General features: G+C 47.4%; 11 protein-coding genes. 9 read left to right on the top strand and 2 right to left on the bottom strand.

Going from position 1 to position 17,526, the window contains the following annotated elements:
• Positions 1-96: 96 nt before the first annotated feature.
• The 9 genes from Q4E93_RS29525 to Q4E93_RS29485 all read left to right on the top strand — a co-directional run bounded on the left by Q4E93_RS29525 (position 97) and on the right by Q4E93_RS29485 (position 16,063).
• Positions 97-1,158 (top strand): glycosyltransferase, encoded by a 1,062-nt coding sequence (locus Q4E93_RS29525; protein ID WP_303591531.1) that lies wholly within the window; start codon positions 97-99, stop codon positions 1,156-1,158.
• A gap of 14 nt (positions 1,159-1,172) precedes the next feature.
• Positions 1,173-1,757: a hypothetical protein gene (locus Q4E93_RS29520; protein ID WP_303591530.1), complete on the top strand. Its 585-nt coding sequence runs from the start codon at positions 1,173-1,175 to the stop codon at positions 1,755-1,757.
• 648 nt (positions 1,758-2,405) lie between these two features.
• Positions 2,406-3,065, top strand: a complete 660-nt coding sequence (locus tag Q4E93_RS29515) for a TylF/MycF/NovP-related O-methyltransferase (RefSeq protein ID WP_303591529.1) — start codon at positions 2,406-2,408, stop codon at positions 3,063-3,065.
• Positions 3,062-4,147 carry a lanthionine synthetase LanC family protein gene (locus tag Q4E93_RS29510; protein ID WP_303591528.1) on the top strand — a complete coding sequence of 362 codons (1,086 nt, stop codon included), beginning with the start codon at positions 3,062-3,064 and terminating at the stop codon, positions 4,145-4,147. The genes Q4E93_RS29515 and Q4E93_RS29510 overlap by 4 nt, the downstream gene beginning before the upstream one ends.
• On the top strand, positions 4,135-5,382 hold the full coding sequence (locus Q4E93_RS29505; protein ID WP_303591527.1) for a glycosyltransferase family 4 protein: 1,248 nt from the start codon (positions 4,135-4,137) through the stop codon (positions 5,380-5,382). Before Q4E93_RS29510 ends, Q4E93_RS29505 begins: the two co-directional genes overlap by 13 nt.
• Before the next feature lie 288 nt (positions 5,383-5,670).
• Positions 5,671-6,429: an Ig-like domain-containing protein gene (locus tag Q4E93_RS29500; protein WP_303591526.1), complete on the top strand. Its 759-nt coding sequence runs from the start codon at positions 5,671-5,673 to the stop codon at positions 6,427-6,429.
• Positions 6,430-6,543: 114 nt separating this feature from the next.
• Positions 6,544-10,596, top strand: coding sequence for a hybrid sensor histidine kinase/response regulator transcription factor (locus Q4E93_RS29495; protein WP_303591525.1), 4,053 nt, complete (start codon positions 6,544-6,546; stop codon positions 10,594-10,596).
• Between the two features lie 310 nt (positions 10,597-10,906).
• Complete coding sequence (locus Q4E93_RS29490) at positions 10,907-14,068, top strand: SusC/RagA family TonB-linked outer membrane protein (RefSeq protein ID WP_303591524.1); 3,162 nt, start codon at positions 10,907-10,909, stop codon at positions 14,066-14,068.
• A 12-nt stretch (positions 14,069-14,080) separates the two neighbouring features.
• A complete protein-coding gene (locus Q4E93_RS29485) occupies positions 14,081-16,063 on the top strand; it encodes a RagB/SusD family nutrient uptake outer membrane protein (protein ID WP_303591523.1) in 1,983 nt (660 codons plus the stop codon).
• A gap of 42 nt (positions 16,064-16,105) precedes the next feature.
• Here the strand turns inward: Q4E93_RS29485 and Q4E93_RS29480 are convergent, their stop codons facing one another.
• Positions 16,106-16,555 carry an SRPBCC family protein gene (locus Q4E93_RS29480; RefSeq protein ID WP_303591522.1) on the bottom strand — a complete coding sequence of 150 codons (450 nt, stop codon included), beginning with the start codon at positions 16,553-16,555 and terminating at the stop codon, positions 16,106-16,108.
• 119 nt (positions 16,556-16,674) lie between these two features.
• The gene (locus tag Q4E93_RS29475) at positions 16,675-17,523 is read right to left on the bottom strand and encodes a copper resistance protein NlpE N-terminal domain-containing protein (protein ID WP_303591521.1); all 849 of its coding nucleotides are present in this window, start codon (positions 17,521-17,523) and stop codon (positions 16,675-16,677) included.
• Positions 17,524-17,526: the final 3 nt, after the last annotated feature.

Genomic DNA, 17,526 nt, shown 5'->3' with positions numbered 1-17,526 from the left:
GAATATCGTACAGGCCGATTAGATACTTTTAACATCCGTGATTAGGCCTTTACGAGGGGTAAACATTTATATCTGAATAGGTGAAAACGTAAGAAAATGATTGCAAAAATTGCTTTTATCATGACTCAGCCTGATGCATACTCGCAAACTTTTGTACATGCACAGCGCAGATATTTGACGGGTGAAATAACAACTTTGTGGGATATGGGCCGATGGTCTGAAGAAGGCCCGATCCAGACCCAGGATTGCCCGAATTTTGATGAAGCGCTCGCCCGGTTTTTTGTCAGGAAACAGATCAACGTGGTCCTGGCCCAATTCGGACTTAGCGGGGCCAATGTTGTTGGGGCGTGCCGTCAGCTTGCTATCCCCCTCGTAGTATATTTTCACGGTTATGACGCGTATACCAAAAGTATATTGCGAAACCATGCGGTACAATATCAGCAGCTCTTTGACTATGGTTCCTCCCTAATTGTAGTATCGCAGGATATGAAGGAGCAACTAATATCGCTTGGCGCTCCGGCTGAAAAGATAGTTTATGTCCGTTCTGGGGTAAATGATATCTTTTTTGAAAGATATCCGCCACTGGACAGCAAAACATTTGTTGCAGTTGGGAGATTTGTGGCGAAAAAGGCGCCCCATTTAACATTGTATGCTTTCAGGGAAGTTCTGAAACGTCATCCGGAAGTAAGATTGATCATGATAGGCGCTGGACAGCCTCTTGTTGATGTATGTATCGACCTGGTGATTGCCTGGGGTATGAAAGATAGCGTAGAATTTATGGGAGTATTGGATCAGTCTCAAATAATGGAAGTATTCAAGAGGTCCTTCTGTTTTTTACAGCACTCTGTTACAACCTTCCTGGAAGGTGATTCAGAAGGCACGCCGCTTTCTGTGCTGGAAGCAAGTGCAGCCGGATTGCCTGTGATTTCCACCAAACATAAGGGAATAAAAGAGGCTGTATTGGATGGTGAAACTGGTTTACTTGTGGACGAAAGAGACGTCGACGGTATGATTGACTGTATGTGCCGGCTGCTTGCAGATGGCGAAAAAGCACGCCAAATGGGGGATATAGGGCGACAGCATATAAGAAAGAACTATTCCATGGAAGAATATATATCGGGATTGAACCGGATAATCGCTATGGCTTTAACACGCTGAAATAAGCAAATGCAATGCTCATTAACGATGATCCTAAGGAAAAGATGAAACTAATCTTAGTTGGCAATAAGCCACCTCGCAGAGCAGGGCTTTCTGAGCAAATTGATTCTTTTGATTTTGTGATGCGCGTCAACCGGATGAATTATCTTGAACGATCCGGCTACAGGATCAATGGGCTTTTTCTGGAAGCCAATACTACGTTCAAGGATCAATATGCGGGGGGTGCTAACAAAAGCAAGATAAGAACTGCAGGGAAAATACTAATGAGAGAACAATGGTATTCACGTTTTCAAACATGGTCCCAATACCTGACTCCCATACAATATTCGGAAATCGAGCTGATTGATGAAAGTTTTGCAATTCGGGAAACAGGCTTCAAAAGGCTAACCTCTTCAATTTTATTATTAGGTCACTTGCTCAACTCTGAATGGAGCAAAAAATACCGTATATACATTACCTGCCTCGATATTGAGAAGCGGGCTGAGATCATGAATAAAGATCCAACGTGGGCATGGCATTTAGGAGCGGGGCCTGTTGAACAGGAGTATCTATTAAAACATTTACGTTTACATAACCTTATTCGTATTGATGATGAGTAATATACCAGTATTAATCCCGATCAAAGAGCACAGTGAAAGATGCCCGGAGAAGAATAGGTATCTATTGCCTTATACCATAAACTATTTAAAGCAACAAGGCAGATTGTCGTCTGCATGGGTGATATCCGATTCTCCTGCGTTATTAGCATTAGCCAGTTCCTTACACGTAAATACATTCCTGGAAGTTCGTATGCCGGGCCAAAATGAAAGAACTGCATGCTGGAGCTTTTTGCAATTGCATCCTTATCCGGAATTTTTACTGTGCCCTGCCACACAGCCTTTTCGTTCGGAGAACCTTATTGATGAGATGGAATGCGTTTATAAAAATCGAGGGGACATCGATTTCGTCACCGCTATGACAATTATTGCCGACAGGCAGCAGTTCTATGTAAACCAGATGCCGGATAGGTATGAATTCAGAACGCACAGTGAGTGCAGAATGGGGGTGACCTGCGAAAATACATTTATGATTGACGGGTCCTTATATCTAATCAGGACGTCCTTCCTTAATTCGATCGTTCATTCGCAAGACCCTACTTCCTCCTTTTGGAATGCAAAATTTACTTGCGTGATCAATAAGGCTCCCTTTATGGATATTGATACGAAAGACGATCTGTATAAGTTCAATTTCCTAAAAAAATTTTTTCTATGATTGAATTGCCGGATTTTAAAAATGCTTTTGATCATGAAAATAGCTTTTACCTTAGCTGCAGTAACAGTAGATTAAGCAAGTTTATCGCTCACTATGAACTGTTCAAATTAGCCCAAAATTTACCGGGTTCCATTGTGGAATGTGGTGTTTTTATGGGGAATAGCCTGGTTAGGTTTGCCGGTTTCAGAGAGATCCTCGAAAATGCATATTCAAAAAACATCATTGCTTTTGATTGCTTTGAAGAATTTCCCCCGACAAACAATAGGGAGGATGAGAAATATTTAGATGATTTTATAAACAAGACTGGTGGGAACTCTATTTCCATTGAACAGTTGCAAACCGTGCTGGATCATAAAAATATCCGGAATGTAGAACTGATAAAGGGAGATATAAATTATACGGTTCCGAAATATATAGCCGATCATCCTAATTTAAAAATATCTTTAATAAACCTGGATACCGATGTATATGAACCAGCGGTTACGATTCTTAAACATCTTTATCCAAAGTTGGTGAAGGGTGGTGTCTTACTCCTGGATGATTATGGCATTTTTCCGGGGGAAACAAGGGCTGTCGATGAGTTCTTTTCCGGATTGGACGTGAAAATACAAAAATTCCGCTATGCGATGACCCCCAGCTTTATAGTAAAACCATGATCAAGTCAGAGCCCGGGCTAAAAGATTTGGCCAATTATTTTTTACTAAATTCCAGTTTCGGATCGGATAATAGCCTGCAAAGCGGTAAACTGGCGATTGCAGTATTTTTCTTCTATGCAAAAAGGAACGACCTGGATGTCTCACCCCCGGATGCGGGATATTCTTACCTGGAGGAGATTAATTCCGGGCGCTCTTTTACTTCCATATTTTATTCTACCGGGCTCCTGGGATATGCCGTGGTACTTGACCATTTGCTTCAACTAGGTTTCGCAGAAGGAGGCGTAAATCAATACTTGAAGGACCTGGAGTCGCATGTATTACCTCACCTGCCTTTCCCCAATTGGCAGCAAGTAAATATCGCAAATGGGCTTAGCGGTCCGGGATTATATCTCCTTCACCGGCTAAGCGATCCGACACTGCGGACAGGACCACTAAAAGACCTATACAGAGAGAAGTTGAACTCATGCCTAAAAGAGATAAAAAAGCTCCTGGATCCTCATCCTGAGAGGGCTTGCCTGCCTTATGCGGAACCGTCTATCTGGAATGGATGGACGGGTGTACTAGTGTTCTTGAACAAGATCAAGAGGATGGGATTAAGCGATGAGCATACCGAAAATATAGCAAGGAATATTACTAATGAATTAATGAATTATGTAAAAAGCGATCCCTCTTTCTGGCCAAAAACAGAAGCTTTCTTCGGATTATTTTATGCTATCGATATCGATCGGGATAAGACATTGCATGATGAAATATTCGAGTCATTTGTCTCATTTATAGATTCGGGGTATAACAATCTTCAACAGGTGGAATTTGTTCATGCTGCATTTATCGCGCTTTTGATAGATCTGTTAGGCCGAAAATACCGGTATGACAATGCGATAGCTCTAAGTCGTAAAATAACTGATAAAGTCAAAATGATGATAGCCGAAAATAAAATACCTGCTCTTTTCGGTTGCGTGCCAGCCAGCCAAACTATCGAAATGGGTATGTATAGAGGAGCTGGTTTGACAGCATTGTCTTTATTAAGTCTGCAATCAGGAGATTGTAACTGGTTAAAAATACTGGGTATATGGCCGCATTAACAGACCTTATATTGTTTTCCGACAATGCAACAAATTCCCGGGCCAGACTGCCATCAGACCTTGTCAACTATCTGGCATCTCAACCGGAAATGCGCGTCACCAACGTGTCGATAGACAGACAGGATATTGACAGGTGTGTGCTTCAGACAGAGGGGAATATGTCGATCCTGTGCATTCCACGGCCGGAAAATAAATTTGAATTGGATCCTGCTCATAATTTTCATCAATTAACGTACGCCCGGCGAATCGTCGATGTCTTGTACTCCTATCTGCTGGGAAAAGAGATAATAGTTTTCTGCGCAGATTCAGTGAAATATCTGAGGATATTCGAGAAACTTAAAGAACGATATAGATCAGCCAGGTTCATTTATCTTCATTATGAATGGAGCTGGAAACTACATCTTCACATCCCGGATAAGCTATTTGCAGAGCTTTGGAGGGCGGGCGATATTTCGCGTTCGCCCCTTGCATTCGAATTGACCGCATACGAACGGAAGATGGCCCTGACTTCGGATAAGGTCATAGCCGTTTCCGGTCAGGCAATTGATTTTTTTTCTACAGTTTTGGAAATTCCCATGGACAGGCTGTCGCTCATCAGAAATGCTGCGACCTCTTGCTGTAAAGGACCTACATCGAATATGTTTAGGAAGGATTTTGGCCTTGAGGAAGACGAAAAGATAATTTTATATGCGGGAAATATTACGCATGGCGATGGTATTTTCTATCTGGTACGTGCATTTAAAATAATTGCTGCTGACGACGAACGCGTTAAGCTGGTCATTGTCGGGTCGGGAGATTATTCGGGTTTATTGGAATTCGTCGGGCCATTGTGGGGTAAAATTATCCTTACAGGTCAACTCCCGGATAATGTTCTTGGCGAGTTGATCACAATGGCAGATATCGGAGTCATTCCATCGTTATATGGACAATACAGTGTTACGGCGATGGATATGAGTTTGGGGAGACTCCCACTGGTAATTAGTGCAGTGGATGGATTGGATGAGTCATTCGAGGACAGGGTGGATTCATTGAAAACCAGCCTTCTTGTGAATGAACAGAATGAATTGCAAATTGATGTGTCTCAATTAGTGAAGAATATGAGGTTGCTTTTAGACGATCGAATACTAGCCAGGATACTTTCAGAGAACGCTTACGCCAGGGGAATAAAAAAATCAGATTTAAGTAGAATGTGCGGTAGTTATCTAAAAGTCCTGCAGGAAGTTGCTTATGGATGACAGGAAAAATATCTCCTGTATCCTGTTCCCATCGGGGTCACACAAAGCGCACTGCAGTGCGCTTTTTTGTTTTGCTGGCACCGCCAAACCCGTATCTTATTGCCGCACTGGTGAAAGATTAGTTTCCCCAAGGTATCGCGCCCTTTCCGGACGCACGGATGGGTAATGCGACAATCTAAGGGCCCTATCTTGCCAAAATGCAATTCATCCCACCGAAATCCCGGTCCATTTCAATTGCGCTGTTCGGGGCGCTGTTCCCGGAATATTTTCGCGTAAAATAAAAATTGTATGCGTGTACTTATCAATTTCGTCTTTTTACTGGCTTTTGCAGCCTGTAAGAAGGATTCAGGATCATCTCCTTCTCCTGATAACCCTGGTGGCCCAGGCGGGGCTGGCTCTTCTCCCGGCACTGTTACCGGAAAAGTTACCGATTCGAAGGGGAATGCCCTTAGCGGAATAAAGGTGACCGTGGAGCACACAGTCTGGTATGCTTCGTATGTTCTTGCAATGACGGACAACGGCGGTAATTACAAGGTGAAGCTGCCTGCTGAGCCTGCGGGTAGCTGGACGGCAAAGGCACAGCTGGAAAAGTCAGCCTATGGCAATCAGTACAAGTTCGATCTCGCAGCCGACAGCACAGATGCTTTTACCCGTGATCAGGCAGCTGTCCGGAATTTTACGTGGAAGCTCAGTGGCCAGCGCCCGGGCGGCGGATTCTATGGCGCACATGTAGACATCTATCAATTTGGTACCGATGTGGACCTTAGCCAGGTGAGGCTGCAGTTTACGCCCACCGAAAGTGTATTGATCGACGGTACGCCTGCCGCTGCATTTGAGCGGCCAGTGCATGATGTGGCGGGCACCTTTATGGTTACGGACGTACCTATTGGCAAGTATACGGTAAAGGCTATCTATCCGGGTAAGACCCTCCTGCTGGACAACCGGCATGAGGATGATGTACCCGCTGTCAGCCAGCCGGTAGTATTTGGCAAGTACGGCTACCTGGGTGAGACGGAATACAATATCGAATTCTATTTGTCGGAGTAGGGTACACTTCCTGACAGGAGAAACCAAAATTTTAAATTGCAATCGATTGCATTATGAAATTTTATCGTATTTTAGGCCATTATTGTGCGAATTACTGCCTTAATATGGTTCTTGGTGTTGCTGGCACAGATAGCAGGTGCCCAGCAGCAGACGTTCAATTTCATCAACTTCAGCAATAACAATGGGCTCTCGTCCAATACTGTCAACGCTCTACTGAAGGACAAACTTGGATATATGTGGTTTGCCACGGAAGACGGGCTGAATAAGTTTGATGGGATCAGCTTTACGGTGTACAATCATAATAATCTGGATACCAGCAGTATAGCTACAAATCAGATCCAGACCATCTACGAGGATCCTGCAGGCAATCTTTGGATAGGTACCAACAGGACCCTTTCTCTCTATGACAGGAAAAAGGATTGTTTCCAAAATTTTGACATCACCAACGGTACAGCTGTACGGTCCATCTGTTCCGATGGTGCCGGGCATCTGTGGATAGGCTGCTACGCCGGCCTGATCCTGTACGATCCTGCCAGCCGGCATACGAAATACTATACGAAAGATGCTGAAAAGCCAGATCGATTGTTGTCAAATACAATTACCTGTGTTTTCAGGGACAGCCGGCGCAGGACCTGGGTAGGCAGTAATTCCGGATTGTATCTTTACCAGCCGTCTACCGATAACTTCAAACGCTTTTATACCGATCCTGCTGATCCGGGATCAATCAGTGATAATGTGATCAAGGCAATTGCTGAAGACAGGGACGGCCGCTTGTGGTTCGGCACCAACAATGGTGGACTGAATTTATTGCAGGGGGACGACTGTCACTTCACCAGGTATACAAGCAACAAGGCAGATGTACATTCTCTCAGCAGCCTCCGGATCTACAGCATTGTCCCTGAAAGCAGCGGTGATCTGTGGATCGGCACGGAGGAAGGACTGAATATTTTTGACCCGCGTACAGGCTCAGTGGTACGGGTGACGGGCAATGACAGGAATAAATACAGTCTGAAAGGTAGTTCTGTACGAAGCATCTTTATCGATAAGCAGGGAATTTATTGGGTATGCACCTACATGGGCGGGATAAACAAATATGACAGGAACCTTGGATTTTTTAATCTTGTCCAGTACAACTCCTTCGATCCGAAAGGACTTAGCTGTCCCAAGGTCACCTCTTTTTCCGAAGGTAATAACGGAGATATCTATGTGGGAACCGACGGAGGCGGGTTGAACCTCTATCACTGCAAGACGGGTTTGATCGACCACATCCCCTTGAGCAATGAAAAAAAAACGGAGGGGGTGGCTGTGCTTGCCCTGGAGCGCTGCGGCAATGAACTTTGGATAGGAACCTTTCAGCATGGGATCTTTGTATTGAATACCAGGGATCAGCGCGTGCGGCATATTACGAAAGGCAGCCGGCCCCAGGATTTGCCCGGCGACGACGTCTTCTGTTTAAAAAAAGACAGACGGGGTAACATATGGGTGGGCACCAACGGCAACGGCGTCTGCATGTTCGAGCCCGGTTCGGGCAAATTTATTCGCTTTGGCCAAGTGGCATTCAACGGCATTGGCAGCAACTTGCTTAAGAGTGGGTTTATCCGGGCCATTGAAGAAGACAATGCCGGAAATATGGTCATCGGGACAGTGGGATCAGGAGTCGCTTTATATGATCCTGCCCGGCAGACCTGCCGGATCTTCAACCGGGCCAATACGAACCTTCCGTTGGATGAGGTCATCTCTCTCCACCTTGACGCAAAAGGGACGATTTGGGCAGGAACGTCCAGCGGCGGCTTGTGCCGGCTGGATCATCATCAAAATAGATTTGCTAATTATGCTGAGCAACAGGGTTTGGCCAACGCCGTCATCTACAAGATCCTGGAAGACGACGCGGGTTTATTATGGGTGAGCACCAATAAAGGGATCAGCTGCTTTGATCCGGCAAGGTCGACCTTTAAAAATTATACTTCCCGGAATGGCTTGCAGCAAAGTTCCTTTTACCTGGGAGCAGGTGTAAAAACATCATCCGGAGAATTGTTCTATGGAGGCCTGGAGGGCTTTAATTATTTTCATCCTGCAGCGATCAACGATAACCAGAACGCATCTGCTATCGTATTTACCGATCTGAAAATTGCCGGTCAGCCGGTGGTCCCCGGAAAAGATGCAGCAATAAAAGCACATATTTCCGTCGCCGGCGAGATCCGGCTCGATTATAAGCAGAACTTCTCTGTGGATTTTGCCACATTGGACTTTACCACTCCCCTGGAAGACCGGTACATGTACAAACTAAGTGGATTTGATAGATCCTGGAATGAAGTGGGAACTTCCAGGACAGCCACGTTTACCAACCTCTACCCGGGAAATTATACCTTGGAAGTGAAGGCCAAAAATTATAATGGCGGATGGATAACACGGCCCGCAACCATCAAAATTTATGTAAAGCCACCGTTCTGGATGACTGGTTACGCCTACGCTTCTTATATTATAATAATTGCATTCCTGTTATGGATGTTCCGTTCCCGGGGGATCCGCAGGCTTAAAAGCAAGTTTGCGCTGGAACAAGAACGGTTGCAAATGAAGCAAATGATCAGGCAGGAAAGGCAGGAAGCTGAGCGGTTGCATGAATTTGACCAGCTGAGGATCAAGTTCCTTACCAACCTTAGCCACGAGTTCAGGACACCTATTTCATTGATCCTGGGCCCCCTGGAAAAATTGCGGGAAAGTGAAGCAGACCAATACAAACAGGAACAGCTTACCATGGTGAAGCGTAATGCCAGAAGGTTGCTTAACCTGGTGAATCAACTGCTTGATTTTCGCAAGTTGGAGGAACATGAATTGAAGCTCAATTGTATAGAGGCGGATATTGTTCCCTTTATACGGGAAACAGCGGAATCCTTCAGGGACATTGCGGAAAGGAAACAGATCCATTTTGCTTTCAGAACGGAGGTCGGGCAATTTTATACTTCTTTTGACAAGGAAAAGATCGAGCGGATCTTATTCAACCTGTTGGGCAACGCTTTCAAATTCACCGGCAAAGAAGGGAAGATCTCACTGGAGCTAATGCGTGTCCAGCCGACTAATGAATTGGTTATCAAAATTTCCGATACAGGTATCGGTATGTCGGCTGATGAGCGGCAACGGATCTTTGATCGTTTTTTCCAGGGCAATACCCACGCCAGCGTGATGAACCAGGGCAGCGGTATCGGGTTGGCCATCACCAAAGAATTCGTGCAGTTGCAGGGCGGAACGATAAGCGTGGAAAGCGAACCCGGAACAGGCAGTATCTTCACTATCTGTTTGCCACTGAAGAATCTTCCGCAGGAAGGTAAAGGAATCGCAGACCACCCCCATGTTCCTGGAAATATCGCAGAAGAAAAACCCGCAATGACGCCGGCGACGGACATGCTGACAGTCCTGTTGGTGGAAGACAATGAAGATTTCCGGTATTATCTGAAAGACAATCTGAGATCTCAATATAAGGTCATTGAGGCCGGTGATGGAAAGGAAGGATGGCAAAAGGCAATTTCCGGCCACCCCGATGTCATCGTAAGTGATATCAGTATGCCGCACATGGACGGGATCGAGCTCAGCCGGAAAATAAGATCGGATAAACGCGTAAATCATATTCCTATCATCCTGCTTACGGCGCTGAATGAAGATGCATACCAGTTAAAGGGACTGGAGACGGGCGCCAGCGATTATCTCACCAAACCCTTCAGTTTTGAGATCCTGCGTGTTAAGATCAGGAACCTTATCATGCTTAACCACCGTTTAAGGGAAACCTATACCCGGCGGCTGAATGTTGAAACGCCGGTAACCGCCATACAGTCGGATAATGAAAGACTGCTCCTCACGGTTACTCAATTCATCGAATCGAACCTGGATAGCCCAAACTTGTCTGTGGAGGAATTGTCCAGGCATGTTCACATGAGCCACGCCTCGCTTTACCGTAAGATCGTTGACCTCACCGGCGAGACACCTGTAGAATTTATCCGATCCATTAAGCTGAATAAAGCGGCCGATTTGCTCATGAGAAGCGATATGAAGATTGCAGAAGTGGGTTATGCCGTAGGTTTTACCACCCCCAATTACTTTACCCGGGCATTCAAAGCGAAATTCAATCTTTCTCCTACCGAATATGTTTCTCTAAAACGTAAGCAGGTTAGTTAGCTCCTCAGACGTACGCTTTAAATTGATTTCCACTGATTTATGACAGCAGTTTAAGAGCGGTTGACGAATTTGTGCTACGAATTGCCGGATCAGGGCAACCCTTAGAGCATGGTTCCTGATAGTTTTGCCCAGCCGGTCTATTAAATGGATCCGTCAAATTCAGATTGCCATGCTTAGAAATACGATTGCCAGACACCCCCCGGTTCATTCCTTTTTTTCAATGAAACGATTCATCTTGGCCCCCCTCAGGCCGGTGTTGGCTACTCCCGCATAACTTTTTCGAATCAATTCCAACTTAAAAACTACGCTTATGTCGATTGCAGTACGTGTGAACCAGATCCTCTGGAAGAAGAAAGCAGCTTTGCTGCTGATCCCGCTCTTGTTTTTTTGCCCTGTCCTGATATGGGCGCAAAATACCATGACCGTGAAGGGGCGGGTACTCAATGAATTGAATGCTCCCATCGCCGGGGCCTCCGTTACATCGAAAGAAACGAATACAGGCGTCACCACGGACGAAAATGGCAATTTTTCGATCTCGGTACCCTCCCGATCCACGTTGATCATATCATTTGTGGGCTATGCTCCAAAAGAAATAAAGGTTAATTCGCCTACCGTCAGCATTTCGCTGCAACCGGGGAAAAACGACCTGGACCAGGTGGTGGTGATCGGCTATGGCACACAGCGCAGGAAGGATGTGACAGGCTCCGTAGCCACGATCAGCGGCGAAAAGGTGAACGAGGTTCCGGCAGTAGACATCTCCAGGGCTTTACAAGGCCGGATCGCCGGGGTTCAAATGTCTCAAACTTCATCCAAACCCGGCTCGGGTATGCAGATCCGGATCCGTGGTACGCGTTCGCTGAACGCCACCAACGACCCCTTGGTCGTACTGGACGGAATCCCCTTCATAGGAACCCTCAACGACATCAGTCCCGCCGAGATCAAAAGTATCGATATTCTAAAAGATGCTTCCGCGACAGCTATTTATGGTTCCCGCGGAGCCAATGGGGTTATATTGGTTACTACGAATAAAGGATCGGCCGGACAAAAAGCGCATATAAGCTACAACGGTTATGCCGGATTCAAGAAAGTTTGGGGTGAATATCCCATGATGAACGGACCTGAATACGCCGCTCTCCGCAAGGCGAACAACGCCACTCCCGGCGCTTCTATCCGTACCAACACGCTGGATGAGAACGATAGTGTGAACACGGATTGGCAAAAGCTGCTATATCAGACGGGTTATGTCACCAACCAGGATCTGAGTGTTACAGGCGGTTCGGAAAAAGGCAACTATAGTGTCGGGTTCACTTATTTCAAGGATCAGGCCGTGATACCCTTGCAATACTATGAAAGGTATAGTATACGCACTGCCCTTGAGCAGAAGATCGGCAGCCTCTTTCGCATCGGCCTTGTGACGAATAATTACTATACGGTTAATCACGATCAGAATATCGGACCCTACGCTGCGTTGAATCTTACGCCGCTTATCAATCCGCGCAATCCCGATGGCAGCTGGAAACCAACGGTCAACATCAATACGGGGGGGCCTCAGTGGGCCTATACGGCGCATGCCTTGAATGCTTTGGGAGATAAATATATAGACCTCACAAGGGCTTATACCACCAATAACTCCCTATTCGGTGAGATCAGGATCCCCGGGGTGGAGGGACTGAAGTACCGTGCTAATCTTGGCTTGTATTTTCACCAGGACGACTATGGCACTTATACGGGGACAGGCGTTTTCAGCGGTGTGGCTACTACTGCTTCCAGTGCCTCTATCAGCAACACCAAACAGGTGGATTATGCGCTTGAGAACCTGTTGACGTATGACCGGACCTTTGGAGGCAAACATGCTATCAGCGCCGTGGCGTTGTATTCAGTGGAGCAAAATACAAAATGGTCTTCAGCGGCTTCAGCCAATCATCTGCCTTCCGATGCTTTCCAGTTCTACAATTTGTCCTATGTGCTGGCAGACCAGAATGGTACGTCTACGGTTGGCGGCGGTAGTTATGCGCAATATGGGTTGTTGTCCTATATGGGTCGTATCATCTATACTTACGGCGACCGCTATATCCTGAGCGCCGCCTTCCGTTCCGATGCCTCTTCCGTGCTGGCGCCGGGGCATCAATGGCATTCTTATCCGGCTATCTCTGTCGGATGGAATATGAAGAATGAAAATTTCATGGATAAGGTCTCGTTGGTAGACGCCCTGAAGCTAAGGGTAGGTTATGGAGAAACATCCAACCAGGCTATCAATCCCTATCAGACACTTGGCGGACTAACCACCAGTCCCTATAATTTCGGGCCTTCCGGCTACGCCATGGGATACTATGTCACGCAATTGCCGAATCCCGCATTGGGCTGGGAGTTCTCCAAAACATGGAACTATGGGGTCGATTTCTCGATACTGAAAAACCGGTTGAGCGGTACTATCGATTACTATACCGTGAATACCAGTAATGTGCTGCTGAGCGTCGGTCTTCCGACCACATCGGGCGTCACCAGCTATACCGCGAATATAGGCGCAACGCAAAATAAGGGCATAGAGCTTTCGCTGAACGGTACGGTCCTGGACAATTTGCATGGATGGACATGGGAGGTCGGCGTTAACGTGTATCGCAACCGAAATAAGCTCGTAAGCCTTTATTCCGGTCAGCCCTACGATAAAGGCAATCTGTGGTTCCCGGGTCATCCTATCGATGTGGCCTATGACTATAAGAAGATAGGCCTGATGAGCTATGCCGACAGCACCAGCGGTTATATGCAAGCAGCTTATCCTGGTGGAAATGTGGGCATGATCAAAGTGGCATACAACAGCAAGGACACTTCCCTTCACTATGTGAATGGCGTACCGAACAGGAAAAACCAGGCGGGCACGGCGCTTAACAACGACGACCGCCAGATCTACGATCTGCAGCCGGAGTTCGAAGGAGGGTTCAATACGCGCGTGGCATATAAAGGGCTGGACCTGGGCATCACCGGTATCTTCAAAAGCGGCGGTACACTCATCAGTACGTTGTATTCGTCTGTCGGGTATCTCAATAACCTGAATACAAGATCGGGCAATAACGTCAAGGTGGATTACTGGACCCCTACGAACAACCATGCCAGTGATTTCAATACGTTCGCTCCAAGACCCGGCGGTGTGGGAGGCGACAACCCGGCATATGGCAGCACGATGGGGTATTTCAGCGCTTCGTATCTGAAGATACGCACCATTACAATGGGTTATAATTTCAGTCAAAAGTGGATGAAAGCGGCTTCTATCACCCGGATGCGGGTATATTGTACGGTGGAGAACCCGTTTGTATTTTTCTCACCTTACGAGAAGAGGTCGCATATGGATCCCGAGACCAATTCTTATGGTGATCAAAATTCAGCAGTACAGGCGGGCCCGCACCGTATCCTCACCATCGGTACCAACACACCTTCCACGCGTAATTTCCTCATCGGGTTAAATGTAACTTTTTAAAAAAGGATCAACATGAAACAAATACTTATAAAACTATATATTGGAGCCGGAACGCTGGCACTTCTGCTTACTTCGGGATGTAATAAGGTGTTGAAAGAGACGCCGCGCAGTTCGTTCACCCCTCAATATTTCCAGACGGCCAACGGGGTTCTGGGCGGCCTGACTGCCTTATATGCTCATTTGCGTTACATTTATGGGAATGCCTATTATTGGAACATGTGTCAATGTGGTACCGATGAATCCACCTGGGGGCAAAGCGGCGGCAGCGGAAGTAATTTTCAAGCCCAGGATTATTCCGTCCCCGGCGTTCATCCGACGCCCACGTTAAGCGATGCCGGTCAGCTGTGGGGCAATACGTTTCCCTATATCAACACTGCCAATGGCGTCATTCAATATGGCGTTTCGGCTGGGGTAGCAGCCTCGTACATTGCAGAAGCCAAGTTTTTCCGTGCATTCGATTACTTTTTACTGGTGCAGACCTTTGGCGGTGTACCGTTGGACCTTGGCTCCGGAAGGCTGCAATTCAATACTTCCACTTTAAGGAGCTCGGTTCGTGATTCTGTATCCATCGTGTATACGAAGGCCATTTTCCCGGACCTGAACGAGGCGGTCTCCAATTTACCTAGTACCCGCCGCGTCACCGGCGCGGTGACCAAACAGGTGGCGCAATTGTTTCTGGCCAAGGCTTATCTTACTTATGGATGGTGGCTGGAGAACCCAAATAGTATTCCTTCCTATCCGGTGGAATCGGGAAGTCCCAGAAAAGATCCTGACGGACATGATCCTGCGTGGTATTATCAGCAGGCGTATACGATTGCCGTCAATGCGATCCAAAATCCCGGCGTATATGGCTTACAGCCTACCTACTATGATGTCAACGTGGCCACGAACGACTACAATAATGAGTGCATGTTGTACTCTGATCATACCCAGCTGAGCTCGCAGTATAATGTGAGTAGTTTTACGTATGGCGCCGGCGGCACTCCGGACAACTGGTCCAGTTGGTTCCAGACCTGGGCCTATCCCTCTATAACAAGCTCCACCTCCGCAGGCGCCTGGAGTTCCGTATATTCCGTTCAGCGGGCCTCGGAGCAGTGGGGGGGACGCCCGTGGGTGCGTAACGCTCCTACGATCGAAGTCTTCACCAAGACTTTTGCCGATAAGACGAACGATTCCCGTTATGATGGCACTTTTACATCCGTCTATCGCTGTAATATGAAGGAGGCTGCGCTGCCGTACACCACTTTGTACAACGCCAATAACTTACCGGTCACCGAAGGCGCCGCCGTACTCACCTTTTTGAACGATGACGTTCCCGGGATCGACTATTCCAATGCCGTTTATAAAAGCAGTGTAGGAGCAGGGGTTCTCCCGGGTCGTGCCGACTATGTGATAGCACCCAGTGCTATCAACAGGATAGTATATCCCGGACTCTGGAAGATCGGTCCCTATCGTACCGACAATAATGGGGGATTGGGCAATCCCAACGCGGGCAGCACAAGGCCTTACACCGGCGCCAAATTCTCGGAGCTGTATTTTATTGCCGCCGAAGCGGCTGTAAAGGGCGCAACTATAACAGCCGGATATGATGCATTAACGCTGATCAATGTCATCCGCGCCCGTGCCGGTAAATGGAAATACAGCAATGCCGGCAGAGCGGCATATGTTGCCGATAACAGCGCCGCCATGGTGGCTGCTACGCCTGCTACTATCACTATTGGCTATATACTTGCCGAACGCTCACGTGAGTACTACGGGGAAGGCTATCGCTTTTATGACCTCGTTCGTACGCAGCGTTTTGGAATGGACAACCAGGAGGGGTATAACTATGGCACTTATACGATTGGCGGCGCTGCCTATTCCAACCATACGCCCCTGACCAATACCCGTACCATTACCCCTCAGCTGTATCTCCAGCCGATCCCGCAAGGCCAGATTGACGCCATGCAGATGAGTGATGCTGCGAAGAAAGCATATCAAAATCCGGGGTATTAGGGCAGTGAGCGGAAAAAGGCGGACGGGTTGTCACGGATACGGTTAGGCATCCGGTATGTTGGGCTCCACTAGCTTAGCCAGCTTTTCCAGCGACTCCTGCCAGCCTAAATAACACATTTCAACAGGTATAACCGAAGGAATTCCTTCCTGTGTAATTTTTATTTCTGTACCCGCGATATTTTTCCGGAGCGAGACAGTGACGGTCATTTCTCCTGGCAGGCGTGGATCGTCAAATTTATCAGTGTATTTCAGGTATTCATTAGGTTTGATCTCCAGGTATGTTCCACCGAATGAATGGCTATTTCCGGTTGTGAAGTTCAGGAATGACATCTTATGAGCACCGCCAGGCTCTACATTCATTTGGTGAACGGTGCAAATAAACCCGTAAGGAGGCAGCCAGGTAGCAATTGCGGGGGCTTCAGTAAATGCGCGGTATACTTTTTCCGGAGATGTCTTAAGGACTCTGTGCAGCGTTACAGTGTTGTTGGACATAAAAAATGTTTTTGATCGGACAAAGTTAGAACGGACCGGTCTCTGATGCCGGGGGCATTTACGCCAAAATGGGGGCGGTTTGCGACTGTTTTTATAAGAACCGGAGAGGGGCCTTTGAATTATTTCCTGTTATTTTCCACGATCATCCCCTTGTCCAGCAATACCGCGCAGCCCTTATATGTCTGCCCTTTATAGGTGACGGTCATGTGGTATTCGTAGATATGATCACTGAGCCCATCGGTGCAGAAACCGGGTGCAATCGATACCTTGAGCAGATTGCCTCCGTCGGTGCTAATGGAGTAGACCAGGCTGTCTTTTGCCGGCAGCGGCTTCTCGATGGGCACGATCACTGGTCGTTGGAGCGACGGCGCTTTGAAGAGGACGTATTTATCTTTGTCGATCTCCACGCTCCAGTAGGGGTCGCCGCCGGTGCCAAGGATCTCCACGCCTTCGGACCGCCGCCGTACCCAGGAGACGTTTTCCGGCGCCGTATTCTTCCGGAACAGTGCATATTGATGCGACAGAGAGTCGGGTATCTGGATCCCGTAGCTCCTGGTATTGATCAGGCTATCTTTCGAGAGCCGGTATTCCGCGATGGGCTTATCATTTTCATATAATCTGAAATGCCCCTTTTCCTTCTCCTTTTCCCAGGTGCCTTTGACGGCCCTGGCCGGCGTTCCCTTTCCCCAATTCAACTCTTCCATTTTGTAATGGTCATCATTTGTGAACAGGATCGTTCGCTGGATGCCGTCACAGTTCTTACAGGGAAGCATGCCCTGGTAGAATCCGGAAGGGATCGAGTCGTAAGTGCCGGCATTGATGATCGAGTCCCGCACAATGAACATGGTGTCCGTGCTTTTAGTGTTGACTACGACTGGCTTGGAATTGGAAGACTGGTAATAGTTGAAAATATACCAACCGATGGCAGCGGCTATGACTAAGGCGAGTACGATAATGAAGGTCTTCATCAG

It is taken from the genome of Flavitalea plasmicola, from assembly GCF_030546645.1.
Classification (GTDB): domain Bacteria; phylum Bacteroidota; class Bacteroidia; order Chitinophagales; family Chitinophagaceae; genus Puia.
Note: the sequence above shows the minus strand (reverse complement) of the source record. Positions and strands in the feature narration are given on the sequence as shown.